This is a genomic window from Spirosoma oryzicola, assembly GCF_021233055.1.
Classification (GTDB): Bacteria; Bacteroidota; Bacteroidia; order Cytophagales; family Spirosomataceae; genus Spirosoma; species Spirosoma oryzicola.
The window spans coordinates 4183512-4208507 of the sequence record NZ_CP089538.1 but is presented as its reverse complement, the minus strand read 5'-3'; the positions used below and the strand labels follow the sequence as shown (position 1 = coordinate 4208507).

26 protein-coding genes and 1 pseudogene are annotated in these 24996 nt (G+C 45.4%); 11 read left to right on the top strand and 16 right to left on the bottom strand.

The genetic code is table 11. From position 1 onward, the window contains the following. Window position 1: 1 nt before the first annotated feature. From LQ777_RS17815 to LQ777_RS17795, 5 genes are all read right to left on the bottom strand, one after another. A complete protein-coding gene (locus LQ777_RS17815) occupies window positions 2–1276 on the bottom strand; it encodes a hypothetical protein (RefSeq protein ID WP_232559286.1) in 1275 nt (424 codons plus the stop codon). Beyond that, window positions 1276–1578, bottom strand: a complete 303-nt coding sequence (locus LQ777_RS17810; RefSeq protein ID WP_232559285.1) for a hypothetical protein — start codon at window positions 1576–1578, stop codon at window positions 1276–1278. The genes LQ777_RS17815 and LQ777_RS17810 overlap by 1 nt, the downstream gene beginning before the upstream one ends. A gap of 129 nt (window positions 1579–1707) precedes the next feature. Then, window positions 1708–2124, bottom strand: a complete 417-nt coding sequence (locus tag LQ777_RS17805) for a hypothetical protein (protein WP_232559284.1) — start codon at window positions 2122–2124, stop codon at window positions 1708–1710. Then, the gene (locus tag LQ777_RS17800; protein ID WP_232559283.1) at window positions 2015–2413 is read right to left on the bottom strand and encodes a hypothetical protein; all 399 of its coding nucleotides are present in this window, start codon (window positions 2411–2413) and stop codon (window positions 2015–2017) included. Before LQ777_RS17800 ends, LQ777_RS17805 begins: the two co-directional genes overlap by 110 nt. Before the next feature lie 52 nt (window positions 2414–2465). Beyond that, complete coding sequence (locus LQ777_RS17795) at window positions 2466–2912, bottom strand: M15 family metallopeptidase (protein ID WP_232559282.1); 447 nt, start codon at window positions 2910–2912, stop codon at window positions 2466–2468. A gap of 99 nt (window positions 2913–3011) precedes the next feature. Between LQ777_RS17795 and LQ777_RS17790 the strand changes: the two genes are divergently transcribed. Further along, complete coding sequence (locus tag LQ777_RS17790; RefSeq protein WP_232559281.1) at window positions 3012–4088, top strand: AlbA family DNA-binding domain-containing protein; 1077 nt, start codon at window positions 3012–3014, stop codon at window positions 4086–4088. Window positions 4089–4123: 35 nt separating this feature from the next. Here LQ777_RS17790 and LQ777_RS17785 read toward each other — a convergent pair whose 3' ends face one another. The 10 genes and pseudogenes from LQ777_RS17785 to LQ777_RS17740 form a co-directional block, all read right to left on the bottom strand. Next, entirely contained in the window at window positions 4124–4426 is a 303-nt protein-coding gene (locus LQ777_RS17785; RefSeq protein ID WP_232559280.1) for a hypothetical protein, read from the bottom strand. A gap of 2 nt (window positions 4427–4428) precedes the next feature. Then, entirely contained in the window at window positions 4429–4917 is a 489-nt protein-coding gene (locus LQ777_RS17780; protein WP_232559279.1) for a hypothetical protein, read from the bottom strand. Next, window positions 4898–5056 (bottom strand): hypothetical protein, encoded by a 159-nt coding sequence (locus tag LQ777_RS17775; RefSeq protein WP_232559278.1) that lies wholly within the window; start codon window positions 5054–5056, stop codon window positions 4898–4900. The genes LQ777_RS17780 and LQ777_RS17775 overlap by 20 nt, the downstream gene beginning before the upstream one ends. Beyond that, a complete protein-coding gene (locus LQ777_RS17770) occupies window positions 5049–5399 on the bottom strand; it encodes a hypothetical protein (protein ID WP_232559277.1) in 351 nt (116 codons plus the stop codon). Before LQ777_RS17770 ends, LQ777_RS17775 begins: the two co-directional genes overlap by 8 nt. Then, window positions 5387–5839, bottom strand: coding sequence for a hypothetical protein (locus tag LQ777_RS17765; RefSeq protein WP_232559276.1), 453 nt, complete (start codon window positions 5837–5839; stop codon window positions 5387–5389). Before LQ777_RS17765 ends, LQ777_RS17770 begins: the two co-directional genes overlap by 13 nt. Window positions 5840–5847: 8 nt before the next feature. Next, window positions 5848–6648, bottom strand: a complete 801-nt coding sequence (locus LQ777_RS17760) for a hypothetical protein (RefSeq protein WP_232559275.1) — start codon at window positions 6646–6648, stop codon at window positions 5848–5850. A 397-nt stretch (window positions 6649–7045) separates the two neighbouring features. Beyond that, window positions 7046–7146 (bottom strand): annotated as a pseudogene (locus LQ777_RS17755). A 42-nt stretch (window positions 7147–7188) separates the two neighbouring features. After that, the gene (locus LQ777_RS17750; RefSeq protein WP_232559274.1) at window positions 7189–7530 is read right to left on the bottom strand and encodes a hypothetical protein; all 342 of its coding nucleotides are present in this window, start codon (window positions 7528–7530) and stop codon (window positions 7189–7191) included. Continuing rightward, window positions 7527–7919, bottom strand: coding sequence for a hypothetical protein (locus LQ777_RS17745; RefSeq protein ID WP_232559273.1), 393 nt, complete (start codon window positions 7917–7919; stop codon window positions 7527–7529). Before LQ777_RS17745 ends, LQ777_RS17750 begins: the two co-directional genes overlap by 4 nt. A gap of 73 nt (window positions 7920–7992) precedes the next feature. Beyond that, entirely contained in the window at window positions 7993–8238 is a 246-nt protein-coding gene (locus LQ777_RS17740; RefSeq protein ID WP_232559272.1) for a hypothetical protein, read from the bottom strand. Window positions 8239–8412: 174 nt separating this feature from the next. On the opposite strand from LQ777_RS17740, the gene LQ777_RS17735 reads away from it, so the two are divergent. The 3 genes from LQ777_RS17735 to LQ777_RS17725 all read left to right on the top strand — a co-directional run bounded on the left by LQ777_RS17735 (window position 8413) and on the right by LQ777_RS17725 (window position 10759). Further along, window positions 8413–8847: a hypothetical protein gene (locus LQ777_RS17735; RefSeq protein WP_232559271.1), complete on the top strand. Its 435-nt coding sequence runs from the start codon at window positions 8413–8415 to the stop codon at window positions 8845–8847. After that, window positions 8837–9361, top strand: a complete 525-nt coding sequence (locus LQ777_RS17730; RefSeq protein WP_232559270.1) for a helix-turn-helix domain-containing protein — start codon at window positions 8837–8839, stop codon at window positions 9359–9361. The genes LQ777_RS17735 and LQ777_RS17730 overlap by 11 nt, the downstream gene beginning before the upstream one ends. A 999-nt stretch (window positions 9362–10360) precedes the next feature. Continuing rightward, entirely contained in the window at window positions 10361–10759 is a 399-nt protein-coding gene (locus LQ777_RS17725) for a T9SS type A sorting domain-containing protein (protein ID WP_232559269.1), read from the top strand. 523 nt (window positions 10760–11282) lie between these two features. On the opposite strand, the gene LQ777_RS17720 is transcribed toward LQ777_RS17725, so the two are convergent. After that, complete coding sequence (locus tag LQ777_RS17720) at window positions 11283–11672, bottom strand: LytR/AlgR family response regulator transcription factor (protein ID WP_232559268.1); 390 nt, start codon at window positions 11670–11672, stop codon at window positions 11283–11285. A gap of 1055 nt (window positions 11673–12727) precedes the next feature. Between LQ777_RS17720 and LQ777_RS17715 the strand changes: the two genes are divergently transcribed. The 7 genes from LQ777_RS17715 to LQ777_RS17685 all read left to right on the top strand — a co-directional run bounded on the left by LQ777_RS17715 (window position 12728) and on the right by LQ777_RS17685 (window position 24976). Continuing rightward, a complete protein-coding gene (locus tag LQ777_RS17715) occupies window positions 12728–13090 on the top strand; it encodes a hypothetical protein (protein ID WP_232559267.1) in 363 nt (120 codons plus the stop codon). A 1318-nt stretch (window positions 13091–14408) separates the two neighbouring features. Continuing rightward, window positions 14409–15515, top strand: coding sequence for a sensor histidine kinase (locus LQ777_RS17710; protein WP_232559266.1), 1107 nt, complete (start codon window positions 14409–14411; stop codon window positions 15513–15515). A 9-nt stretch (window positions 15516–15524) separates the two neighbouring features. Beyond that, the gene (locus tag LQ777_RS17705) at window positions 15525–15968 is read left to right on the top strand and encodes a response regulator (protein WP_232559265.1); all 444 of its coding nucleotides are present in this window, start codon (window positions 15525–15527) and stop codon (window positions 15966–15968) included. A gap of 657 nt (window positions 15969–16625) precedes the next feature. After that, a complete protein-coding gene (locus LQ777_RS17700) occupies window positions 16626–16961 on the top strand; it encodes a hypothetical protein (RefSeq protein ID WP_232559264.1) in 336 nt (111 codons plus the stop codon). Window positions 16962–17308: 347 nt separating this feature from the next. Next, window positions 17309–19630 carry a glycosyltransferase family 4 protein gene (locus LQ777_RS17695; RefSeq protein ID WP_232559263.1) on the top strand — a complete coding sequence of 774 codons (2322 nt, stop codon included), beginning with the start codon at window positions 17309–17311 and terminating at the stop codon, window positions 19628–19630. Between the two features lie 93 nt (window positions 19631–19723). Beyond that, window positions 19724–21217, top strand: a complete 1494-nt coding sequence (locus LQ777_RS17690) for a glycoside hydrolase family 130 protein (RefSeq protein WP_232559262.1) — start codon at window positions 19724–19726, stop codon at window positions 21215–21217. Between the two features lie 498 nt (window positions 21218–21715). Further along, window positions 21716–24976 (top strand): SusC/RagA family TonB-linked outer membrane protein, encoded by a 3261-nt coding sequence (locus tag LQ777_RS17685; RefSeq protein WP_232559261.1) that lies wholly within the window; start codon window positions 21716–21718, stop codon window positions 24974–24976. Window positions 24977–24996 lie beyond the last annotated feature (20 nt).

The following is a 24996-nucleotide window of genomic DNA, read 5'->3' as shown; positions in this document are numbered from 1 at the left end:
GCTAGTTGTGGTTGATGACCGCCTGTGAGCCGGTCGGGTTAACGTCAAGCGTAGTAATCTGAACGCCCGAGAAAGAGGGCACAATGTCTTTGTAACCCATGATCTTGAGCCCGTACTGAACCGGCTCCAGCAGTATCTGATGGTGAACGGGCGTTCTGAAATGCTGCTGAAACTCGGCCATGACTCTAATCTGTGAGCCCGAGTCATTGCCCTTGCCTGGATTGACCCCGCCCAGGGTGGGCAGGATGCCAGCGGCATTGGCAATAGAAACGTTGGCCATCTCCCAAACCTTCGAGTAGGCATCGTCCGACATCTCATTTTTGAGCGGGACCACGTCGATGGCATCCTGTGCTTTGCCGTCTTCACCGCGCATGTATTTTAAGATGAGCGACTTGTTGACGTTCTTGGTGCCTGCCATCCAGTTCGATAGGTTGTCGGAAAACTCAGACCACCGCTGGCGAATCTTGTCGACGGGTACCGACTTGCCGCCCTCGGTATCGAAGTAATCTTTGGGGACGCGCACCAGGTACTTGATGTTATAGCCGTTGGTGATCCCGCTCTTGTGAAAAATGGGGATCAGGTTGGCTAGTTCAATCCAGTCGGCTGCACCCCACCAGCTTGGATAGGCATAGTGGGGGTTGCCCGACATATGCTCTCTAGAGTGAAAGACGCTGACAATGTTGGCTTCAGGATTGGCAAAATTGAAGCCGGGTAAAGGCTCGGAGTCTTTGGGCCGGTAGTAGCTCAGATCACCGAAATACGGATTAAACAGATACTGCTTGTTAAACTTGGTGCTTTTCTGGTCGATGCGCGAACTGTAGCAGTCCATGATGTCCAGCAGGGGCAAGCCGTCCAAGTCCAGCTGAAAGCGGGTGAAGTGGTTGCCGTTGGTGAGCCGCTCGTTGATGGCCCCGATGGCGTAGTTGGCCAGCCGGGTCTTTAGCTTCCATTCATCGAGTTTGCTGTCACTATAGGGCTCCAGCTGCACTTTGCTCTGCTCGTATTTGCGCTTAAAAAAGCTGATGCCGGTGCCGTAGATCATGTCGCGGTTCGACTCCAGCAGCGGGCGCACCTGGTTGTTTTTTTGAATCAGCACCCCCATCGTGTTGGGCTGATTGTCGGCATTGCCCCAGGGTACGTGGCTCAGGCCATTGCCGCCAAAAATGCTGGCCGTTCCATAGGCATGGTCACGGCCAGCTGATTCGGTCAGCTGCAGAATGGCTGCGGTCTTGTTTCGGCCAGTGACTAAAGCCACTTGTTCAGTAATCCACTCCATCAGTACTGGTGATTTATCCGCATGCCGTTGTATTCGAGCAGCAGGTCAATGTGTAGTTCAAAAACGGTGTTATTCTCCAGGTTCTGGAGCAGCAGAATGTGGTTGAGATTGACGTTCTGGCGAAACTTGGCCGCACCTGGTGCGTTGCGAACGCTTTTGCAGACCTGGTCTTTTTCGCCAACGGTGGCATCAACCTTGCAATACTTCAGACTGAAGACGTGTGGTTTGCCGTTCTCGCGGGTGTCCTGGTGAATCTCGGCAAACATGGTCCTGCGGTTGATGGTCCTCTTTACTTTTCCCATAGTCCAAAATTGCGCTCTTCAGGCACCGACTGAAAGGACATCTTCGAAGCCTGAGCCAGTCGACTGCAGCCCCGACCAGCAAGCCGATGCCAATGGCTGCGAGTGCCTGGAGTAAGGAGCCGGTGACGCTCATCGGACAACGTGCAGATAGATTGACAACGCCAGGGCCGCACCTAGTAGCCAGGTCTTTAGCTGGCCACTGTTTTTCTGCTGCGTCAGCTGGCCGATCTGCTGTTTGTCATCAACCTGGTGGCCGATCTGCTGGCCGGTGTTTTGATGGCACTCACTCAGCTGGCCCGCCAGGTCATCGCGCTGGCTTTCGCGTTCTTTGACCTGGCCTTGTAAAAAGCTAATCTTTAGCCTGGCAAAGTGCAGAGCCGTCAGGCTGTCGAGTAGGGGTCTGGCGTTGGCCACAAACTGAGCCGCAACGGCTGCACTATCTACCCCTCGCCGGGCCGCGCCCGGTTTTATTGATTGCGCTGTTGATCTGGCGCATGGCATCCAAAGTAGAAAACCCACCATTAGCCCGTAAAGAGTCTTGTTCATCGCGTTTTTTTAGTACAAGAGTGAGTGAATCGATTTTGCCTTGTAGTTTCCATTCCTGCTGTTTGGCTCTGATCTCATCAGCCTGACGCTGGTTGGCGATGGCCGCATTGAGCAGGTCGCGCACTTCTGCTGCAGTTGAATCTGTGTCGGGTGTCAGCAGTTCGACCAGGACGGCCACCGCTACCGCTGTGAGCACACTGACGGTTAGTTCTCTGAACAGATTGGCACTGGTGCCAAACTTGGCATAGGTGCCCTGGAGAAAATGCGCAATGATGTTGAGATACTTCATAGACTGGAATTGATTTAGCCGGCTACGTTGAACTAAGAGATTAGTTAGTCAGCTACTTTTTGGCTGCGCGTTTTGCCCAGTCGGTGAGCTCGAAGTGAGGCAGATCGATGAGTGATTTGAAATTACCACCCCAGGTGATGCCAACGGTCTGCAGAACCAGTTTGGCGAAGCGTTGGAAGTGCAGGGTGCTCCAATCAAGTTTTCCTGCCTTATCCTGGAAAGCGACATCAAACGCCAGCGATGGGCTGAAGTTGTGAGCCGACTGGCCGGGCTTTGCATTGGTCACCTTCTCATCAGCCTCATCAATCTTGCCATCACCGTCGTTGTCTTTGCGGTCGGTGGGCTGATTGTAGAGCTTGAGCTGCTCTTCATTCGAGCGGTAGGTGCTGGTCAGAATTGGTTTAGGTGCTTCTGGATAAAGAAGGGTGTACTGTGCTTCTGCTTTACCGAATGCATAAGCAAGAGCGGGGTGCAAATCTTCGATTGAACGCGATGCCATTGGCCTGTTATTTTGATTGACAGACCAAAAGTCAATGAGTAATGGCCTACATTAAAGGACAAGGATTCCTATATTTGATAATCTTAAACCTTATCTCTAATGACTCATTCTTTTACTCAGGATCAGTTTGGAAAGCCAATGGATAGTATTGACGCTGATGATATTAGGTCATATTTCTCTCGAGAACGTGATGAATCATTATCACTTGAGTATAAGTCGTTCTTCCAGCATGAAGGCGACATAAAACATAAAGAGAACGGAGTATTAAGAACGATTTGTAGTTTTTTAAATTCAAACGGAGGGCTATTGATATGGGGAGCTCCAAAAGGCATTAAAAATGCTACTGGACAAAAAGTATTTATAGGCGATCTTTCACCAGTAGAGAAACTCTACTCAAAAGATGACTTTATCAATAAGATTTCTAATCGTATTAAGCCCTTTGCTGCACCGATTCAGGTTTGTAAAGTCGAAGTTGATCCAGGTAGGTACGTATATCTTATAGAAGTTCCTGAAAGCGAAACAAAACCGCACCAGTTCGATGATATATACTATATTCGTCTAGATGGTCAAACAAAAGTTGCTCCACACTATATTATTGAAGCTTTATTCAAGCAAATAAAATACCCAGATTTGAACGTCTTCTTACGTTTAGACGGATTTATAAACTTAGAAAAAGAGCTAAATATTAGGTCAGTTAACATAGCGATTACATGCTTTTTGATTAATTCGTCAAAGTTTTTACATGAATATGAACCTTATTACATGTTAACAATCAATAGAGGAGGGTTCATAAACAAGGGGAAAGCTAGAATAGATAATCAGCTACATATATATAATATACCTTCGATTACTGCCTTAACTTATAATTTGCCATTAGTTAGAAGAGAAGTCATTCACATCCCAATAGAAGATTATTACAATTGGTGTGACAAGGATAATTCAATTACACTGTCAATAACTGGTGGTGGGAAAATATCCCCACCTAAAAAAAGTACTTACGAGATAGAGCTCGTAAATGCTTTTAACAACAAAGACCTTCTTCTAAGAGAAGATGTGAATATTAAAAGAGTAATGGATTTAATGCCAGTAAGCTTAAATCAATTTTACCATGAAGAATGGGAGGGCTCTGAACAAGAGAGGTTTAATTCAATACTTAAATATGCACAAGCTAGGTGAGGTTAAGCACAAAATTGCTTGTGCATATTTAAATGTTAATTTAGCATCCATTCAATGAACTTGTCTTCGCCCATGAGCTCGACGGCAGCTAAATAGTACATGGCGCAGCCAATCTCTTTGGCTTCTTGTCGTAGCTCTGGATTCTGCTCGATGCGTTGCTGCACAATAGTGGCCGCTTCGATATAGTTGACACCTGGTGGCCGCTCAAGTTTCCGCAATTCATTGGTAAACATTTGCAGCTGTTCTTTATAGCCTTCTTCACCATACCCTTCTTTTAGGTGCTGTCGAAATAGCCTCATTTCTACGAACGCTACTCGGATTTCGTCTTTGTCGGTCATAGCTATTCGTCAGATGTTTCGTCTAAATTCTGGTCATCTTCGGTGGTCAGGCCGTAGGCAATATTGATCAGGTTATCAAGCTGCTCGGCCTGCACAGTAACGTCAAACTCTTGCTTGAGATAATCAGCCAGCTTCTGGCGAACGTCAATCTCAGGATCAGCCACGAATACAACCCGATCTTCCTGCAGGGTTTTCAAGTAGGCAGTCATCTTGCCGAGCGTGGTGCGGTCGGGACTTTTGACCAGCAGTTCAACCATTTTAAAAATGATGTCTCGGGTCTGCACAAATGGCTTGCGGTCTTCCTTGCTTCGACTTGATAAGAAGGCTGTTTTGTACCCTTCAGCATCCTGCTGCACCTTCGTTCGGAACGGTGATTTGGCAATCAGCATAAAACCGATGTGGTGCAGAATATTAGCCACCAGTTGTTTCTCAGCCATTTCTTCAGCGGTTTCGATGGCCGTCTCAGTGCGTTTATTGTTTGTTGTACTCATAGAATTTAGGGGGATTTGTTTTAATACAGATTTCAAAAATGGGGGCCATCATGGCCGAGAAAACGATGCCTAGCACCAGAATGGCAGCAGCTGCGAGTGCGGCCAGTAGATAGAAGGGCATCAGTAAAAAATTAATCATGGTACTCTAAGGTTTGGGGTTGAACATGGGCATTGACTAAGGCTTGATTGAGTTTGTCAAGTAGCCTCTGAATGTCTGATAACCAGGCGTTTAGATGCAGCTCAGTGTGCAGGGCAAAGGCCAGTGAAATAGGCATCGAGTAGGAAAACTCTTTGTTGACTGGTCGACCAGACCATCTGAGCCAGTGGCTTCGGCTGCGCTCATAGTGCTCAGCCAGAATGATGCTGGTCAAACTGCCTTGCTGTCGATATTGGGGTACGCCTATGCGCACCTGAGCGTCGGTGCAGAATGTGAAAATCACTTTCATCTCATTGGCCGTTAGTTTCAACTTTAGCTTTTGCATGGCTCCTGCATACTTTTTTGCATCTTCTTGAGGAAACTGGGTAGGGGTTCGCCCTTGATTGGTACCGGGTTCAGAATCTCCACGTTTTTACAGTGCAGGTAAAGCCCGCCTTTTGGCCCTTGCGTCAGATGAGCCTCAATACGTACGTCGGCACGTCGGCCTAAACCACCCCATTTGAAGCCCGCCCGCACCCGATATTTGCAGACGATCTCGGTCTTTTCGGGGTTGTTGACGGCTTCCAGCAGATCACTGTGCACAGGGACCGAAAACTCAATGCGCAAACCATCTTCAGCGTTGACGGCACGAGCCGGGTAACTCACCCAGGTGTCAAAGCTGTACTTGCCCAGGCTGACAGGTTCGATAATAGCCCGTTTAGCCCGTTTACGTTTTGGCTTTTCGACTGGTGCGGGATCAGGTAGCGCAAAGAGTTCGATCTGCATACCGTCTATTATTTAGGAAAATGAGACAGAATTGAGCCGACTGAAACAGGTTTGTTGATGCGGCCAGCGGTGCTGGTAGTGACTGGTGGGATTTGTGGCCAGGTCGGTTGAGGGGGCAAATTGCTCAGAGCCGGTGCCGCTAGGGTTGGCGTGATCGGGGGAATGGTGCCCGTCAGTGGCATCGGGTATTCTTCAGGGCCAATGTCGGTGAAGTGGTTGTCGACGTGGTAGCAGCGATTGTCGAAGACCTTCACCATTTTGAGTTTGCGGGTGCTGAACCAGGCACTAACGGCTGCATTTTTCTTGAAGCATTTAATGCCATAATAGTCGGTAGTCCGTTTGCGCATCGGTGAAAAGCCAGGTACGGTGCGGGTGTTTGCCTTGTAATTGATTCGCCATAAAGGAACGTTAACCTGCTGCATTAGATAGGTGATGGTTTCCTCGTACTTGGCCGCAATCTCTTGCAGCTGTGCGCCTGCCTTTTCGGACATATACAAATTAAGCAGTGATGAGCCATCGGTGCCGGTCTGCCAGACGGGGTGACAATCTCTCAGGAATGCATACAGATCAGGCCAGCGGTAGGATTTGTAAAGCAGGTCACCAAAGATGGTGCGTAGATCGCGCGGTAAGCCATCGGGAAACATGGCCCGCTCTTCGGGCTTGTCGAACGAATACCAGACCCAGGGTTTACCGCCTTTGCTGCGGTATTCGTCGGTTGTCTCATGGAAATAGAGAAAGAACTTAAACAGGGATTGCTGCGGGTCACTTTTGCAGGCTGAGCCAGGGGTCGGGGAATTTGCGCGTTGCATGACGAAATTTTCATTTTTCGCGCTTTCTATAGGTTTTTAGAGTATATACGACCTTCCATCGATCTACCGATTTACCGATTTATAGTCTCAACTCTATAAAAATATCTATAGAAAGCTGCGGGGAAAAAAAATAAGTTTTGGGCAATACTCTACCAGTCAGCCTTTTTGGGCTGTTTTCGAAAAAACCGGCTTCACTGCCAATCTGACAGCGAAAACTTGGCCCGATCTGCTAACGTATATGTCTATACGCCTAGATCAGTAGTGGTGATGTGCACATCAGCCACTTGCCTGGTGGGAATGTTAGGGCATAGGGGGTTTAAGTTGCCGACTAGCCATCGCTAGTCGGCAAACCTGCACTACCTTACCCTTAAAAAACCAGTTCTTCCCACCTGGTTTGCTTTGGCGGCAGGACTCGAACCTGCATCTCTCTGATGTATAGCGGCTAAGTACGACGGTGGGCTATCAACACCAGAGGCTCTATCATTGAGCTACTCCAAAAAACTATGCTATCAGCCTACCATTGTAGGGTTGCAAAGGTGCTCAGCTGAGCCCAGTGCTCACAGGACTGGAATTTTGAGGCTGTTTGCCGGTGCATCGGGCAACACCATGCCCATTGAGAGCCGTCTGCGATTTGAACACCCGCTCACATTTAGGGCAGCTGATGACGGCTGGTTCGATCACCGCTGGCTCTGGTGCTGGAGTGGCTGCTAATTCAGCCCGAAAGAGTTGGTAAAACTGCTCTTTAAGAAAGTCGAGCGGTCCTACGTTGGTCATGGCTGCTTTGCTGGCTATCGAGGCCAGGGCCATGCGTTGCAGATGGTGGTTGCCCTCCAGGCCGCGAAAGAGCGTGTCTTGCAGGGTCTCAAGCGTTGACTGGCTCATGCTAGTGATGTGTTAGAAGCCAGCTTGATCAAGCCCCGAAACTTACGGAACAGGGTTAACCATACTCTCAATTTTAACGCCTTCAGCCGAACGGTTTCGCTAGCAAGGCTGTGGTCCTGAACGTTGGTCTGCTTGAGTGTAGTGAGCAGTTGTTCGTTTTCTTGGATGCTCAGGTCAGCCGCTTCAATAATTTTAAACCTGATCTTGACTGGCAGCTGCTGCAGTTCGCCATCAGTTAAGAAATGGAATTCAGAAACATTCATATAGTACCGTGATAGGAGTTGCTCGAAGCCATCAGCGGGCTTGAGCCGATTGCGAAAATGGCGCATTCTGCATACTCCTGGTAGGACGGCTTTGGCGAGTCTCATTCTAATCGTTTCGCGTATCATAGGGCTGAACGATTAGAGCGTGAACCGGATGAATTGAGTAGTGTAGTGAACATAATATAGAGCAGTTTTGAGATTACTGGGTGTCAGTGGGCTCTGCAACGTCATTGTAAAAATTCCAGTACTCCAGAATAGTATCAGTTAAGTATTTGTCCTGATCTGGAGTAGGTTGTTGTTTCTTAGCAATCAGTTCAGCAAACGTGTTAGAGGTAGGGGTGTAGCCAAAACCCTCGTGAAACTTCTTTATGAGTTCTCCTTTGGCTCGTCTTGGTATTGAGCCGTCTTCCCATTGTTTGATTGTTTTTTCAGCTAGAAAGCGCATGACCGTTTACAAAGTTGTTAACCACTTGTTGTGAGAATTGATGTAGAATTGCTAGGTTCGTATTGAAATCGTGCTCAATATTAGAATATATCTTTTAATTATTAACACAAATTCTCTAAGATATTTTTTAATATTTTGAAGATTTTATATAAATGACTAATAATCAAATGTATAATGGTAGGATTTGGTAAGGAAAGATCAGTTGAATTAAAGAGAATTCTTGATCGTTTGCCGCCTTTGCTGGTCACATTTAGCATCGGTAGTACACCAAAATCGTCAAGTGTTCTCGAATTTCTTTCAAAAGAGGATGACACTTTTTCTCTAGTCAGTAAGAAAGAATGCCAAGTATCTCGGCCACTAAATAGTGTTCAACTTTATGAGTTGATGTCAACCATAGTTTCTTTAAAGAAGAAAATTGTAGTGAGCATTGACGATAATAATTATCGCTTTGGTTGCTTTCGTGCTGCTATGTATGCTTATGTATATGATGAAGGAGTTGAATGGAAAGACGAAATGATAAGAGGGTTTACAGACGGGTCTCCGAGTGATGTAGTTATGACAAAAGACATTTACCAATTTTTACAAACTATGGAAGCACATGGAAAATAAGCAGCAAACAGTCGGGCAACGCTTTGCCGCTCTCATAAGTGAGTTGAAGATGTCTAATAATTCTTTTGCCAAATCTATTGGCAAATCGTCAACTACTATAAACTATATAGTAGATGAAAAAAATAAACCGGGTTTTGACGTCTTGGAAACTATTTTAAGAGTATACCCAAACGTCAACCCAAATTGGCTTATGAATGGAGAAGGTAATATTTTTAGGGATAAAGAACAGTCGGTCGAGTCAGATGGATATATAAAACAATATCTGGAAAAGCTCGAAGAAAGGTTCATTAGATTGCTTGAAGCTAAAGACCGTCAGATAGAAGGTTATCAACGAACTATCGATGCACTATTAGTGGGAAAGTCTGAGGATGCCACTGCAGAACCGCTTTTCACTATCACTGGTGATTTTGAGAAAGATATTCGGACATACGCTAAATCCGTCAAATGGAATATGCAGTCAGAATTTCTTTTTCCTTCTATCCAGCAGGTAGCAAAGTCGGTGGCATCCCGTTAACCTACGAGGTTAACTGGTTCATTATGAGTGTACTTGTTGAGGGGTTTACAATCCCTTCCTCTCTGCTGATTATAAGCGTAACGGTCTTTTTATTTGATCGTTACGCTTCTTTATTATCAGGCGTTGCAATACTGTTTTGAGTCCTGATAAAATGCTTCACTTCACGCGCACTCACTGGCTATTTAGCAAACGAAACCCCCTAAGGCCATCACTCGCTGAATTCAATCGTGACATCGCCTTGACTGATTCAATAGACGGTATGTATCCGTAACAATGCGTTAGTTCTAAACACGGTGTTTGTTGCGGTACAATAAAAGATTCTATGCTTTGGCCCGGTGACGGGGTTGTCGTAATTCGCATGGTTGGGGCTACAACCGTAATACTTACTACGCGACTGTGATTCGCTGGACCGACGGCGGGCGGATCACGGTTCGCTCGGATGATGCTAGGGAAGGCGTGAAAATGGTCTCACCCGATAACGTCAGAAAGCGGTGATTACCATCGCACTTAGTCAACAGGTTAAGGGTTGACCAAGTGCGTCGGTAAACTTGTCGTGATAGCACATTCATTACCGAATCTTGACTCAATACGTGTGATAAAAAACCGCCCGGCTCCGCTTGAAGTCGGGTAATTTTTTTGTTGAAATAGTCTCGCCAAACTATGTTCTGGCAGCAGCCTGCTTAAAGTAAAACTTTAGGTAGGCTGCTGCCAGCGCATTTAGAGAGACAAAGTTCTTAGTAGTCCACACAAATGTTCATTTTTTTACATGTTGGGTGAAATGGGGAACCTCTATCTGAAGGGATTAGGCTAAATTTGCCCCCGCGACTGACACACTCAAGTGGCCCCGGGCCGGTAGTTGTCCGCCCCGTCCACAATCTACGATGCGGATTTCCTTTTCGTATTATCCAACTAATTTACGGTTCACTTTATGACGCGTTCTTTACGTTCTTTTTCCCGCTTCAGCCTGCTACTGCTACCAAGCAGGACTACAGCCGGTTTGTGCAGAGCGACGACTACTCGTATATCAACAATAGCAGCTTCACGCTCAACGCCCGAGTTACGGCTTATCAGAACGGAGTGATCTTCTACGGCACTGAACCTACGGGTAGCGGTAATGCCCGTGAAGCAGTGCCGGAAGCAGGCTCGTTGCTAATGGTGAAGGTGCTGGGCAACCCGGTCGTCGGCCAATCGGCGGAGGTAGAGATTAGCGTGGTAAGCGGTCAGACGGTGCAACTGAAATTAGTTGACTTACAGGGCCAGACCCTGCATGGCCAGAGCATTAAGGAGGCAGCTTCTACAGACCGGGTAAGCCTACCGCTAGGTAACGCGCAAGGCATCCTCTTACTGGATGTGCGTACAGCAACCCAGCGCCAGCAGATCAAGCTCGTGCGGCCATAGCGTAGTCAAAAGTTTATTTTACTGATAAGCCCGGTCAGCCTTACCGCTGACGGGCTTTTTTTGTGTAAAAAACGGTACAGCAGCTAGACGATTTTTAGACGGCCTTCTGACCAAAACCTTCTTCAAAACGGTAACTATTGGCAAGACGAGCTTTTATGCGTTTTAGGAATTAGCTTACGACTAAGTTTGAAACCTAGATTGTAGTCAAACTTTTAGTTACAAAGACATTGAGTCCCAAACTTCTTAGCAAAACGTATTTCACCGCACATGGTATGAATGAACCATACCCTTAAAGACGGGGGGCGTTTCGTTTCCAACTAGCTGAAAATGAAAGTAGTGTCATTTTGCTTATAATACCATCACGATTATATAAATCGGCCACGATCGGAGGGAAGAACGCACTTTACTGATTCAATAATTCTGAGGAGCCAGATGTAGGTATGTTAGCTCATAATAGGCATAAGCTCGGTTTATCGCAGTAGCTGTACGTAGTATAAAATAGTACTAAGTTGTGCGCTATCGGTCACTCTTTTTTAATGAGTGGAATGCCTATTAATTGCCGACGCAAAGACACGAGCTTACGACGCGAAACAGGCAGACTTAATCCTGACTTTAAGTGAGCAACAGCTCCGTCTAATCCTACTTCTATTTGAAATATAAATTGCCGATTAACCAGATAGCGCCGATGGATGCGAACAAAATCAGCAAGTGGTAACTGGTTGACAAATACCTTAAGGGTATGGGGAGAAAGGGTTGGGGCACTGTCCGCCCAACGCAACCAAGTATAGTTAGCAATAGCCTCTAGATAGACCAAATTGTCGGTAGTTACCCAATGAGACCCTTTTGCTTTCGTATAGATGCGAAGCAGTGAAGGGTTAGGCAAGTCGTCGGAACTTTTGAAGGCTACAGACATTACGTGATGAAAAGCAGGGCTAATAGTATTTTCAAGAGAAAACTCCGGACTATGCTAATCCGGCGCTTTACTAGTTCTCTTTAACAAGATAGTATCGGTGGAAGCTGTAGTTGCTTGACAAGCCGCTGTGTTGCCTGCATAACTGATTTACTGCGTCGGTTACGCGCCTGAACGCTGCGTATATAAGCTGCCAACTGTTCTCTAAACAGATGAAGGTTGGCATCATTATTGGAGGGCAGGGGGTTATTCATCGTAGGCAAAGGTACAAGCTACTTTTGCCGAACATTACGGGTATACGCCCGTTTCGTTCCGGGGAAAACCCCCTATTTACGTGTAAGCCCTAATGGATACTTCTAGAAAGCAATAGCCTTATCTGTTAATACATTTTGTTTCTCATCCAGATGACGGGTCGCTGGTCGTAGTGATCTTCTAAAATAGGCCCGCATACAAGAACATGATAGAGCAACACTGACAGGCTGTTGATGAATAACGATCAAATCGGAAATTAAATAGGATAAAGCGCAACCATGATACCCGTAAGTGTATCATGGTTGCGCTTTATCCGTTAAATGGCTGTATTAGAGACTAGTTACCGCAGTCTATAAAGAGGTTTGTTCATCGTCAATAAGTCCAAGCACTATACATTCGGGCTTACTTGTCTCTACACCCTTCTGCCCAATGAACAGAGGTACTTGGCAGACTGGTTCTCAACTAGGGCTATTCTTGGACTCTTCATCAAATTGGCCAAGGGCTACCCGATAAAGTTTATGTATTTGCTCGAGCAAATAGGAGATCGCCAATAGTGAGCCCAGTGAGCGCATATTTAATCGATGAAATACTATAAAAGCTGAGCTAACTAGCAGTCAGTAAGCAGATAGATATGAAAAATTATACAGATTATTACTAAGCTAAAGATCCCTGATCCGGGTATCAGCGTAAGTACCTTACTACAAGGTGAGCTTGTATGAATTGCCGTAATGGATGTTGTTATTTGCTATTGAGTGAGTATTAATACATCTTTTGTTGAAGAGAGACTATCTACCCGGAAAAACTTCATGACTAAGCGCATTAACAAAGCTACTGATTACTCTACCAGTCAGCCCCTTTCAGGGGTACTTGGCGATTGGATGGAAGCCATCAATCAACTTCGTCATTGGAACACATTACTACAAAAAGCTATTGACGAGCAGACAGATTTTCATTCTCGTAGCGATTTAGTAGATGATGAGAATAGGGTTCAACTGATCGAGCTTGTTCAACTTAAAAATAAAATCGTTTCCGGATTAGACGAGTTAAGAAAGGATTTGGTGACTACCGAAGAAGAAACAAGCATTGCCCAGCAAGCACTGATGATAATTGAGGATACACAAACCGTACTTCAATGGTGCCTCGACATTAAAAAGCGGCTTAATCTTTAGAGTTATTGAGAATGAAATTTGTTAATATTAGGTATTATTAAGTAACTTAATGATTCTCTATTTCGTTATGTAGTCAGATTGTTTACTCTGATAAGTTGTAAGAGATATTATGCTCTCATTAAGTAACGCATTAGAACGCTATGCATTCAGTTATGCGGCAAAATTCATTCATCTAATCGATCCAGATGAGCAGTTACAGCTTATCCGGTTGATTAGTCAATTGGACACCATGTGTCCTGTGAATAATGGGTTAGTCCAATTGAATCATGACTTAGCTGAACAAGTGTCAGGATCTTGTTTAAGCGAACTACAGCAGGAATGGAAAGAAGCACTGAACAAGCCAAGCTAGTAGATTATCTTACGTAACTGACAACGGTTCAAATGGGTATGTCTGTTTATGCAATCGCTTGTTATCTACTATCAGATGTACAATAAAAAAAGCCTGACTTAGTTCGAGTCAGGCTTTTTTTGTGTAGTCAAGATCTAAGAATCTTAACCGAACGTATATATGTAAAGTTCGTTGTGACAGGCTGTAATAAGTAAGCAAGCCCCGCAAAGTAGAGCTTGCCTAAGTGCAATACGCTTTATCCAATTATTATTACGTTAAAAGTAACACTGTATTTGTGGTTTTTGAAGAATCATTTACTAATCGGTATGAGTACGTTCTGTTCTCATTCACATGTCAATTTTATACCTCTTAGTAAATAAGTTTACATGATTTGAGATAGGTTAAACAATATGTTATTGATAAAGTTTTATATGGTAGCCTGCAAGGAAAGTGCGCTTTATCCAATTTCTAATTAAGAAAGTCGTCTCGGACAGCAACGGCGTCTACTGATTGTCTGCGATTGAATGAATCAAGAATGCCCGGCCAAGATATCTTGACCGGGCGTTTTAGCATTCATCGTATCCTTTTTTGTAGGTAGCCCTTAATAGTGCTCTTTAGATAGCATTGTCTGTAAATATCACATCACTTCTTCACTGACTTAACGCTAATTGCTGAAATACAATTCGAAGCTATTTCGAACTGACAGTCAATCAGTAACCCAGTAGAGTCGTATTACCAGTTTCAATCACAAATGGATGGTTTGTGCTTACATCAGCCTATATAGCAGGCTGAGCCTGTGGCCTACTCGATAAAAAAGCTATACATAGTAGAGCTTACCTATATGTTAGTCAATGTACCCGTGGGTAAATAAGTATTTTCAGATATGAGAAATTATTCATTAGTGGGTACATTTGATTTACATTTGTTTCTCAACGGTATAGAAGTAGATGACAGATAAGTAAATGTACTCTTAGCTAAAAACTAACATATATGACTATTAGCGTGCCCCAGCTCCGATTATTAAGAATGGTGGAAGAAATAGAAGATCACGCTATTATTCTGCTGGACAAGGAGGGAAACGTTGAAACATGGAATAAAGGAGCTGAGAAAATCAAAGGATATCTTGCTGGGGAAATCATAGGTAAGAATTTTAGAACATTTTACTCCGACACAGACCGCCAGTTAGATCTGCCTACCCGTCTACTGAATGAAGCGTCGACTACTGGTAGCGCTTGTCATGAAGGGTGGAGAATTCGCAAAGACGGAAGTAGATTTTGGGGAGATATTACCATAACGGCGGTTCACGACGAAAGCGGAGAGGTTACTGGATTTGCTAAAATCACACGTGATCTAACCGAGCGTACGCAGTCCGAAAGAACGATCAAAAAGCATCTACAGGAACTGGAGACGCGCAATAAGGAGCTGGAACAGTTTGTCTATATCGCTTCGCACGATTTGCAGGAGCCGCTTCTTAACGTTAATAATTTCGTCGAGTTGTTGCAGCATGAATACGCCCCGCAACTTGACGAAACGGCAGCGATGTACCTCGATGTGATCAATCAGAGCACTGAGCGTATGCGCGATCTGATAAAGGGCTTGTTGGATTACGCGCGGTTAGGTAAAGAGAAATACCTGTCAACAGTTGACTGTCACCAACTGGTTGGTACACTCGTGAAAGATCTGGCGACTAACATCGCCTTGTCCGGCGCTGAAATTCAATGTGCTGATTTACCTACCCTTGCCGCCTATCCTGTTGAGTTACGGCAGTTATTTCAAAACTTGATTGGTAATGCCATTAAGTTTAGAAAACTAGACACCGCTCCTCAAATCAGTATTTCAGCCGAAAGAGCTGATCGCTTCTGGAAGTTTGCCGTACGTGACAACGGTATCGGGATCAATCCCGCCTTCAAGGATAAAATATTTTTAATCTTCCGTCGTCTGCATGGTCGGGATACCTACGATGGCAATGGTATCGGACTGGCTCACTGCAAAAAAATTGTAGAAATGCACGGCGGAGAAATAACGGTTGAGTCGAAACCTGGCGAGGGAAGTACGTTCTTTTTTACCATTCCGAACGTCGATCTTCAGTCACACTAATTAGCTAGCATGAAAAAGTTTAAGAATCTTGATTGTGTGCTCCTCGTTGACGATGACCGGTTCATTAACCTGGCTCAGTCGAAGGCGGTAGAAAGGGCGGATATAGGAGTAAATGTTAAAGCAATAACCAACGTTGAAGAAGCCCTGGCGTTTTTGACGGTCTCCGGTGATTACGAAGGAACCCATCACATACCCAGACCAGGCATCATTTTCCTGGATATCAATATGCCTGGTCTGACAGGCTGGGATTTCATGGAATTGTATCACAAGCTGGACAAGGCCTACAAAGCCAAGGTTATTGTGGTTATGCTAACTACTTCGCTGAATCCGGATGACCACCAACGCGCTTTGTCTGATAATGCTATCGTCGATTTTTTGCACAAGCCGTTGCGGCCGGATATGGTTGTTAAGCTGGCAGAGCGCTATTTTGAAGCCGAAGAAGTCGAAGGCTAGGCCGGGGCCCAGGTAAAATTTCTCAGTAAGCGACCAAGTGCTATTGCTATGCGGCTATTGTTGAATTTGACAATTACATTGCCAATACAACCACTTTCCTAAAGACGAATTTTGGTGTCTGGAAAGATTGAACCTTAAGCGCCGACTTCCCAGAAAGTGAGCTTTGGGGAGGATCTATACATATACGCCTGATGAATCAAGTTATTCATCAGGCGTATAAGGTAACAGGTTATAATGCTTATCGAGTGTTACCAATAGATGGATTTTGATAAAAATAGTTGCACATATAATTGTTTTCAAGGGATTGTAGACAGGTTTAGCACGAAATTAGCTAAGAGGACACTTCGCAAAATTTTGATCTATATTTAATGTAGGTCTTTAACAACTAAAAAATTATTATACAAAATATGTAAATTCAGTTACATTAATAAAGTTGCTAAAATAGAATGATCAAAGAGCACATGTTACCAGTTGATACGGCGATTTTAATTGGTTGATTGAATGAATTAATCATATGTTTAATTTGGTAATATGGTGAAATAAAAAAGGAAAAAATCGTTGGGTATCAGCAGGTTTGGCATATTATATGGTATAGGGTTGAATTACAATAGTCAGTATTTCAACGTGTATTCTTTGAAACTACTAACCACCCAAACCATGAATCCACAGATACAAAACGATTTTCTCAAACTTATCGGTATCGCTATAACAGACCAACGGGTTATTCAAATCAAGCACAATAGCATATGGCGAACGATTGAACCTTATATGGCGGGCCTGCATAAAGAAACGCAGGTGCCAAGCTTATACGGTTTTTGCCGGGATGTCATTCCAACATTGTATAAGGAGAATGACGAGCGTTGGCAGATCTTTCGCTTTACCGAAATTGAAGATATTGAATTGACGTACTATGAGTTCCAGCCTCATCTTGGCTACACGGGTAAATACGAGTCAATACAACCTGCCTATATAAAGTTAGCACCCCGTTCATAACCCCGCCATAAAGCAACGCTCATCAACTAGGCTTTGAGCCGAAAGTAAAAGTCTAACTGATGAGCGTTGCTACAGAAAATGGCAGAGTAATTAGCAGTAGAGGTAGTGAACAATTTAAGTAATAAACCCTCTTCATGAATTCATATTAATTAGTAAGTCGGTGTTGTAAAAATTATATTTTATAGTGTAATATTTCTTTGCAAGCAGCATCTGCGTTCTGTAAAGTCAAAAAAGTCTGGAAGAGTTAAACAAAAGCCTACATAAGTCTATTTTACTAAAAACACAGACTGTAAGCTGAGTAGACTTTCTAAGTTTACAATCCGGTCTTAATGACATTCCTAACGGCTATGACAACGCATAGAAACGACTCAACGATATGGGCGCACAATCCTAAAAATGTAGCATTCATTGGCGATTATCTTCCTCGTCAGTGTGGTATTGCTACGTTTACATCTGATTTATACAAATCGTACAATACATTCATTCCCGATTCGCGGGCAATGGTTGTTTCCGTGAATGATACGCTTGATGGGTATGATTACCCAAGCGAGGTTCGCTACGATTTCTATCAGCATGATCAGGAAGCGTATCGTAAAGCCGCCGAATTCTTGAATTCGAAGGATACAGAAGTGGTTTGCTTGCAACATGAGTACGGAATTTTTGGCGGTCCAGCTGGTAGTTACATATTGACATTGCTCCGGAACCTCACAATGCCCGTTGTGACAACATTCCATACCATTCTTAAAAATCCGAATGAAGAACAGTTACTAGTTCTTAAGAGTATTGCGGACCTCTCGTCGCGAGTAATCTGCATGTCAGAGAAAGGCCGCGATTTTCTGATCAATATTTACGAAGTACCGGAAGAAAAAATAGATCTGGTGCCACATGGTATTCCCGATATGCCGTTTGTCGATCCTCATTTCTACAAGGATCGTTTCGGTATGGAAGGAAAACAGACGTTACTTACTTTTGGCTTATTGTCGCCAAATAAGGGTCTCGAAAATGTAATCCGCGCTCTGCCACGGATTGTAGAGCGGTTCCCGAACGTAGTGTATATGGTACTCGGTGCGACGCATCCGCACCTGATCCGCCACGAAGGGGAAGCGTATCGAGATAGTCTGGTAAAATTGGCAGAAGACTGTGGCGTTAGCGAGAACGTGCGTTTCTACAATGAATTTGTCGAACTGGACGATCTTCTAGAATACCTTGGCGCAGCCGATATTTACATTACACCCTATCTGAATCCGGCTCAGATAACGTCTGGAACGCTATCGTACGCCTTTGGCTGTGGCAAAGCGGTTGTATCGACTCCCTACTGGCATGCAGAGGAGTTGCTGGCGGAGGGGCGGGGTACGCTTGTGCCTTTCGGCGATTCGGAAGCAATTGCCGACCAGATCATTAATTTGCTCGCCGACGAACCAGCGCGTCATGCCATGCGGAAAAAGGCTTACATGATGGGTCGTGACATGATCTGGGAGCGGGCTATTCAGGAGTATGCCAGATCGTTTGCCCAAGCTCGTCAGGAGCGTATGAGCACTATCAATAACCAAACGCCGTATGATATGGGTGGGAACGGTAGTGCTGCCTTCAAACTTCCGACACTTCGGCTTGATCACTTATTCCGCTTGACCGACTCGACTGGTATTGTTCAGCACGCCCGTTATCATTTGCCATACTACGAAGAAGGTTATTGCACCGACGACAACGCGCGGGCACTTATCTTGTCCATCATGGTTCAGGAAGCGGGCTTAGGCGACCGTACATTAAGTCAGGCGGCTGACAATTACTGCGCGTTCTTGAATCACGCCTACACGGAAGATCACCGGCGGTTCCGCAACTTCATGAGCTACGACCGTCGCTGGCTGGAGGATGTAGGCTCTGACGATAGTACAGGGCGGACCATATGGGCGCTGGGCGTGTGTATTGGCCGGTCAACGGACCGAAACACGATCACCTGGGCAATGAGTCTGATGGAAAAAGTGCTTCCCAGTATCGCTGAGATGACTTCGCCGAGAGCCTGGGCCTTTGCCTTACTGGGTATCTACGAGTATCAGAAATGTTTTAATGATGACCGTTTGGCCAAGAAAATTCAGCGGCAATTGCTTGATAAACTGGCATTCCGGTATACCGAAACGGCAACACCAGACTGGCCTTGGTTTGAAAATACCTTATCGTATGATAACGCGGTACTTGCTCATGTGATGATCCGCTCCGGCGAAGAACGGTTAGTAGAGATAGGCTTGCGTTCGTTGCGCTGGCTGACCAACCTACAAACTTCAGAACGGGGACATTTTCAGCCAATTGGCTCCAACGGATTTTATACAAAAGGCCAGACCCGTGCTTATTTTGACCAGCAGCCACTGGAAGCGCAGAGTACTGTTGCCGCCTGTCTGGCAGCTTTTGAACTAACCGGCGACGACCAATGGCATCGGACTGCCATCCGGATCTTCAAGTGGTTCACCGGTTTGAACGATTTGGGACTGTCGATTTATGATCAGCAGACCGGCGGTTGCCGTGATGGATTGCACATCGACCGCGTGAATCAGAACCAGGGTGCGGAATCGACGCTATCGTATCTCTTGGCTTTGGCGGACTTATACAACACTCAGAAAAGACGTACAGCCACAAAATCAGTTGACGTAACTATTTCATCACTGGTCAACGGATAATATTGATTAATTAGATCGTTGAATAATTGGATTTAAGCAAAATAGCCTAAATTCAGTTGTTCAACGATTTTGCTATTCAGTAACTTAAAATACATGAGTATAAAAGCCACCCGTACCGGCATTGTGCTTCGTCCCGATCCTACCCGTGTTTTGTTTCGCGCGTTCGATTTGGGCAGCACGACCCGCACCTTAAAAATTATCGCCCGCGTAGGCAGTATGACCGATGACGAAGCCGCCCAAAAACTGGACGAAGTAATCCGGGAATTTGGCGGACGGCATTACAAACTGGAACGTTTTTTATTGCAGCGGTTCGAACAGATCAAGCCCCAGTTGCTGACCGATGAGCCATTGACTCTTGAGCGCAAACTACTGTTGGGCGCTTACTTCACGATGGAGTATTCGCTGGAATCAGCGGCTTTGTTTAACCCATCCATGATCTGGCACCCGGATCAAAGTAATGTACCACCTGGTTATAAGCGATTTATACTAAGTCTTCGGGCAACCGGGGAAGGGCATGTCTCGTCAATATCCTTTCGAATGGGTTACATTGACGAGGAAGGTAAAATTGTGTTACGCAAACCTTCCCGGTATGTTACGTCGCCCGAAATTGTATCCAACCACCGGTTCAACCGCGCCCAGTTCGAACGAAAGCTATATGAGTTACGACTCGAAAATAGTATTCAGGAAAAAATGATGGCAGGGCTTGGTGACGAGTTTAGTCTTTCTGAACTCGAAAGCCAGGTGAAGCGGGTTACGGCCCAGTATCGCTACAACGCCGAGTATGAAACCATTGCCAGTGGTTTGCTGGCTCTGGCGAAATCGAACTACGAAATTCATTTTGAGGAAGATCAGAGTTTGGATGAGCGCTGTATCTTCCCTACTTCACCCAACGAAACCAATGGGATTGAAGATGCTCGTTTCGTCCGGTTTACAGACGATGATGGTGAAGTAACGTACTACGCTACTTATACCGCTTACAATGGACGAGTGACTTTCCCTCAATTGCTGGAAACCAAAGACTTCACCCATTTTAGCATCAGCACGTTAAACGGAGCGGAGGTGTCAAACAAGGGGATGGCTTTATTCCCTCGTAAGATAGGAGGGAAGTACGCCATGATTTCCCGGCAGGATGGCGAGAACATCTATCTGATGTATTCCGACGACCTGTATTTTTGGCAGACAAAAGAGCTGATCTTAAAACCGACATACAATTGGGAGTACGTTCAGTTGGGTAACTGCGGATCGCCAATTGAAACCGAAGCCGGATGGTTGGTACTTAGTCACGGCGTTGGGCCAATGCGAAAGTATGCCGTAGGCGCTTTTCTGCTTGACCTTAACGATCCTAGCAAAGTCATTGGTCGGACCAGCGAGCCTATATTAAGTCCCGACGAAAACGAACGAGAAGGGTATGTGCCAAACGTAGTCTATAGCTGCGGAGGGCTTATCAACGGACGTGAATTAATCATTCCATACGCCATGTCTGATTATGCAAGTAGCTTTGCTACGGTCAACGTCGACGAATTATTGGCTGAATTGGTTGGGTCGGCTACCCCGCAACTAGCAAATTCGCAGGAAGCTGTTTCCTAGAACGACTGTAAAGTACGCATTCACAAGAAGTGCCCTGGCAATAACTAAAATTGGTTGTTGCCAGGGCACTTTTTCTTTATCATACGCTTATAGAAAACACTTCGTCGCCGATTAATAAAGTAGTCGACTATTGCTGTCAATAGTAGCTAGTACATACTTCCTATAGTTTACTAGGTAAATATAACTAATCCAATTTCCGTCAGGAATCAGGATAAACAAAAGGCGAAAGAATTAATAGCATTTAAATATCAGAATTATTTATTGTACTACAAATGGTTACTGAGATCCTTATTTTTAATCTCTTTTTAATGTAAATATTAAGAATTGATTATCAGAATATTAGCAAATCAATGAAGAAATGTAGTAAAGAATCAGTTATGCCATAGATTTTATTCTGTGGAATAAATGCAGCGCAAAATTTTGTTGTGTGATAATTTTTGTACAATTTTGATACGGGTTTCTGTGTAAACCCAATATTAACCTAGACTATTTCACTTTATGAGAAAACTTCTAATTGCACAGCTCATGCTGTGCTTTCTCAGTTTACCGTTGCTGGCTCAGGACATAGCTGTCACCGGTAAGGTTACGTCAACAGAAGATGGCTCTCAGCTACCTGGTGTAAACGTTGCCATCAAAGGAACATCGCGCGGAACCAGCACAAACGCAAGCGGTGATTATCAACTCAATGCACCAGCGGGGTCGACGCTGGTTTTCAGCTTCATCGGCTTCATCACACAAGAGGTTAAAGTAGGCAATCAGTCTACTATCAACGTAAGTATGGTATCTGATGCCGCCCAACTCCAGGAAGTGGTGGTAACAGCGCTGGGCATTAAGCGGGATGCTAAGTCGATTTCGTTTGCCACCCAGCAGGTCAATGCCGAAAACCTGACTGTTACTCGTCAGCCCGACGCGGGTAATGCGTTAGCTGGTAAAGTGGCAGGTTTACAGGTGCTTAGCCAGGCAGGTGCAAAGCTTGGATCAGGAGCGGTCGTGCGTATTCGCGGAGCGGCTTCATTGGTCGATAAAAACCCATTGTATGTAATCGATGGTACACCATTATCAAGCGATAGTGGTACACCTGGATCGTTGGACATCAACTCGGATGATATTGAGAATGTATCCGTTCTTAAAGGACCGAACGCAACGGCACTGTACGGCCAGCGTGGCGACGCAGGGGTTATTGTCATTACAACCAAGAAAGGGCTGAATCGTAAGGGAATCGGGGTTGACATCAACAGTACAACGACGTTTGAGCAGGTTAACATCATCCCGAAATACCAAAATGAATACGGTGGCGGTGGCGAGCCCGAATGGCGTACCTACACCTGGGCTTCGGGTAACCCAGTAGAGTGGAAGGCACTTGACGGAAAGCGGTACCATGATTATTCAGATGATGCATCCTGGGGGCCACGCATTGATGGTGGCGAATATATCCCCTGGTACGCGTGGTATCCTAATAGCCCATACTCGTTCAAGACAGCGAACTATACGGCTCAGCCCAACAACGTTCGTCAGTACTACAATACGGGTAGAACGTTTAATAACAGCATTAGCCTGAGAGGTGGTGGCACAGGCTATAACCTGCGCTTGTCGTATACGAATCTTGATCAGACGGGGGTGATACCAAACACTGCGTTGAGACGTAACTACATCACCGCATCAAGCACGTTCGATTTAGGGCAACACTTGACAGCAGGTGTCAACCTGAACTTTACAACGGAGCGTCTACAGGGTGACTTCAACGACGGATACGGTAACTATTCAGGAGCTGGTTCCTTCAACCAGTGGTTCCATCGTGATCTGGACATGGGCATCATCAAGGAGCTACGTGACCTCAGAACGCCTATTGGAGCGCTGGCTAGCTGGAACCATACAAATCCAACGTCTACGACCAATTTTAACTCGACTACGTTCAATAAGGGCAACTATTGGTACAACTGGTACTCTTATCAGGACAACATCAACAACGTAGCTAACCGAGATCGTTTGTTTGGAGATGTGAACTTGACCTATAAGTTCAACGACCATTTCCGGGCTCAGGGCTGGTTACGCCGAAATCAGCGTAACTCGAATAATGAGAACAAAACGCCGACAATTATTGAAACCAGTGGTGCTCAAACGGGTCAGAAGGCTACCTATCAAACAGGTCAGACGCTTGACCGGGAAGATAACTACGAGTTCTTGACTACTTATGACAACCGCTTTGGCGATTTTGATTTAAGCGCTAACGTAGGGGGAAATATTCGGGACAATACGTTTACGACGGTTACGCTGTCAACAAACGGCGGATTGTTCGTACCTGATCTATTCACGATTGGTAACTCGTTGCAGGCATTTACGCAAACCAATAACCGGTATCGCAAAACGGTCCGTAGTGTATATGGACGGGCTTCGTTGGGATGGCGTAGTTTGGTGTATCTGGAAGTAACGGGCCGTAATGACTGGAGTTCCGCGTTACCCGCTAACAACAACTCCTATTTCTACCCATCGGTGGGCGGTAGCTTTGTATTCTCTGAACTTACTCGTGAGTCTCTGCCCTTTCTATCGTTTGGTAAATTGCGGGGTAGCTGGGCGCAGGTTGGTTCCGATTTGAACCCGTACCAGCTTTCGTTGAACTACGCTGTCGATCAGGCCAAGTACAACGGTACCAACAGCTTGATGACAACGCCTAACTTGTTGCCGAACGCTGGAATTATTCCATCGTTATCGTCAGCCTACGAAGCAGGTGTTGATTTACGGTTCCTGAAAAGCCGCGTTGGCTTAGCGTTCACGTACTATCACGAGAACAAGATCAACGAAATCTTGAACGTTGATGTAACGTCGGTCAGTGGTTTTACGCAAAAGGTAATTAACGCTGGTCGAATTGAGCGGGATGGTATTGAACTTCAGCTGGACGGAAAACCCGTTGTTGGTAAGGATTTCAACTGGGACATGACGCTGAACTTTGCCGTGAATACATCACGTATCATCAGCCTGGCGCCGGGTGTAAATTCCATCCAGGCAACGTCGGCTACGCCGTTTGGCCAGACGGCTCAATCGTATAACACAAACGATGCGTTTAACTTTGCGTATATCATTCACTCGACAGGTGTTGATAATGGTGGTAATAACCGTTGGGGGCAGTTGCGTGGTAATGGTATCGTTTACAAAGATGGTCAGCCTGTGGTGAATGCAGATGGTACGTATCAGTTTGCTACGAACCAGTATTTCGGCTCTGTTCTGCCTTCGTTTACGGGTGGTTTCGTGAACAACCTGCGCTACAAGGATCTAACCCTTGCCTTCAGCATCGATTACCAGAAAGGTGGTAAATATTTCTCGTTGTCGAACTTCTGGGGAACTTACTCGGGTCTGTACGCTGAAACAGCGGCTACCAACGACAAAGGAAAGAATGTTCGTGACGACGTAGCTCAGGGTGGTGGTGTGCATGTAAAAGGGGTAAATGCAAACGGAGAAGCCGTTGATACGTATGTTGCCGCTTACGATTACTACCACCAGTTTGGTAACAACTCGATTATCGACCAGTCAGTATTTGACGCTTCTTACGTTAAACTGCGTGAAGTAAGCATTGGTTACCGTCTGCCCATCAAAGCCAACAAGTTCGTGCAAAGCATTAACCTGGCAGTTGTAGCTCGTAACCCTTGGTTGATTTACGCAACGAACCGTAACATCGATCCGTCTGAATTGTCGCAACGGTTTGGTGAGAACGGTCAGCAGCCTGGTACCCGTTCGCTTGGTTTCAATATCCGTTTAGGTCTCTAAAACAAACTGCGCTGGCCTAC

Coding starts and splice junctions, on each gene's coding strand:
- LQ777_RS17745 (WP_232559273.1), bottom strand. CDS start 7,919: ATGATACGCGAAACGATTAGAATGAGACTCGCCAAAGCCGTCCTACCA.
- LQ777_RS17720 (WP_232559268.1), bottom strand. CDS start 11,672: ATGTCTGTAGCCTTCAAAAGTTCCGACGACTTGCCTAACCCTTCACTG.
- LQ777_RS17815 (WP_232559286.1), bottom strand. CDS start 1,276: ATGGAGTGGATTACTGAACAAGTGGCTTTAGTCACTGGCCGAAACAAG.
- LQ777_RS17775 (WP_232559278.1), bottom strand. CDS start 5,056: ATGATTAATTTTTTACTGATGCCCTTCTATCTACTGGCCGCACTCGCA.
- LQ777_RS17770 (WP_232559277.1), bottom strand. CDS start 5,399: ATGCAAAAGCTAAAGTTGAAACTAACGGCCAATGAGATGAAAGTGATT.
- LQ777_RS17735 (WP_232559271.1), top strand. CDS start 8,413: ATGGTAGGATTTGGTAAGGAAAGATCAGTTGAATTAAAGAGAATTCTT.
- LQ777_RS17700 (WP_232559264.1), top strand. CDS start 16,626: ATGAATCCACAGATACAAAACGATTTTCTCAAACTTATCGGTATCGCT.
- LQ777_RS17795 (WP_232559282.1), bottom strand. CDS start 2,912: ATGGCATCGCGTTCAATCGAAGATTTGCACCCCGCTCTTGCTTATGCA.
- LQ777_RS17760 (WP_232559275.1), bottom strand. CDS start 6,648: ATGCAACGCGCAAATTCCCCGACCCCTGGCTCAGCCTGCAAAAGTGAC.
- LQ777_RS17710 (WP_232559266.1), top strand. CDS start 14,409: ATGACTATTAGCGTGCCCCAGCTCCGATTATTAAGAATGGTGGAAGAA.
- LQ777_RS17810 (WP_232559285.1), bottom strand. CDS start 1,578: ATGGGAAAAGTAAAGAGGACCATCAACCGCAGGACCATGTTTGCCGAG.
- LQ777_RS17740 (WP_232559272.1), bottom strand. CDS start 8,238: ATGCGCTTTCTAGCTGAAAAAACAATCAAACAATGGGAAGACGGCTCA.
- LQ777_RS17800 (WP_232559283.1), bottom strand. CDS start 2,413: ATGAAGTATCTCAACATCATTGCGCATTTTCTCCAGGGCACCTATGCC.
- LQ777_RS17785 (WP_232559280.1), bottom strand. CDS start 4,426: ATGACCGACAAAGACGAAATCCGAGTAGCGTTCGTAGAAATGAGGCTA.
- LQ777_RS17765 (WP_232559276.1), bottom strand. CDS start 5,839: ATGCAGATCGAACTCTTTGCGCTACCTGATCCCGCACCAGTCGAAAAG.
- LQ777_RS17715 (WP_232559267.1), top strand. CDS start 12,728: ATGACTAAGCGCATTAACAAAGCTACTGATTACTCTACCAGTCAGCCC.
- LQ777_RS17695 (WP_232559263.1), top strand. CDS start 17,309: ATGACAACGCATAGAAACGACTCAACGATATGGGCGCACAATCCTAAA.
- LQ777_RS17690 (WP_232559262.1), top strand. CDS start 19,724: ATGAGTATAAAAGCCACCCGTACCGGCATTGTGCTTCGTCCCGATCCT.
- LQ777_RS17730 (WP_232559270.1), top strand. CDS start 8,837: ATGGAAAATAAGCAGCAAACAGTCGGGCAACGCTTTGCCGCTCTCATA.
- LQ777_RS17685 (WP_232559261.1), top strand. CDS start 21,716: ATGAGAAAACTTCTAATTGCACAGCTCATGCTGTGCTTTCTCAGTTTA.
- LQ777_RS17790 (WP_232559281.1), top strand. CDS start 3,012: ATGACTCATTCTTTTACTCAGGATCAGTTTGGAAAGCCAATGGATAGT.
- LQ777_RS17750 (WP_232559274.1), bottom strand. CDS start 7,530: ATGAGCCAGTCAACGCTTGAGACCCTGCAAGACACGCTCTTTCGCGGC.
- LQ777_RS17705 (WP_232559265.1), top strand. CDS start 15,525: ATGAAAAAGTTTAAGAATCTTGATTGTGTGCTCCTCGTTGACGATGAC.
- LQ777_RS17780 (WP_232559279.1), bottom strand. CDS start 4,917: ATGAGTACAACAAACAATAAACGCACTGAGACGGCCATCGAAACCGCT.
- LQ777_RS17805 (WP_232559284.1), bottom strand. CDS start 2,124: ATGAACAAGACTCTTTACGGGCTAATGGTGGGTTTTCTACTTTGGATG.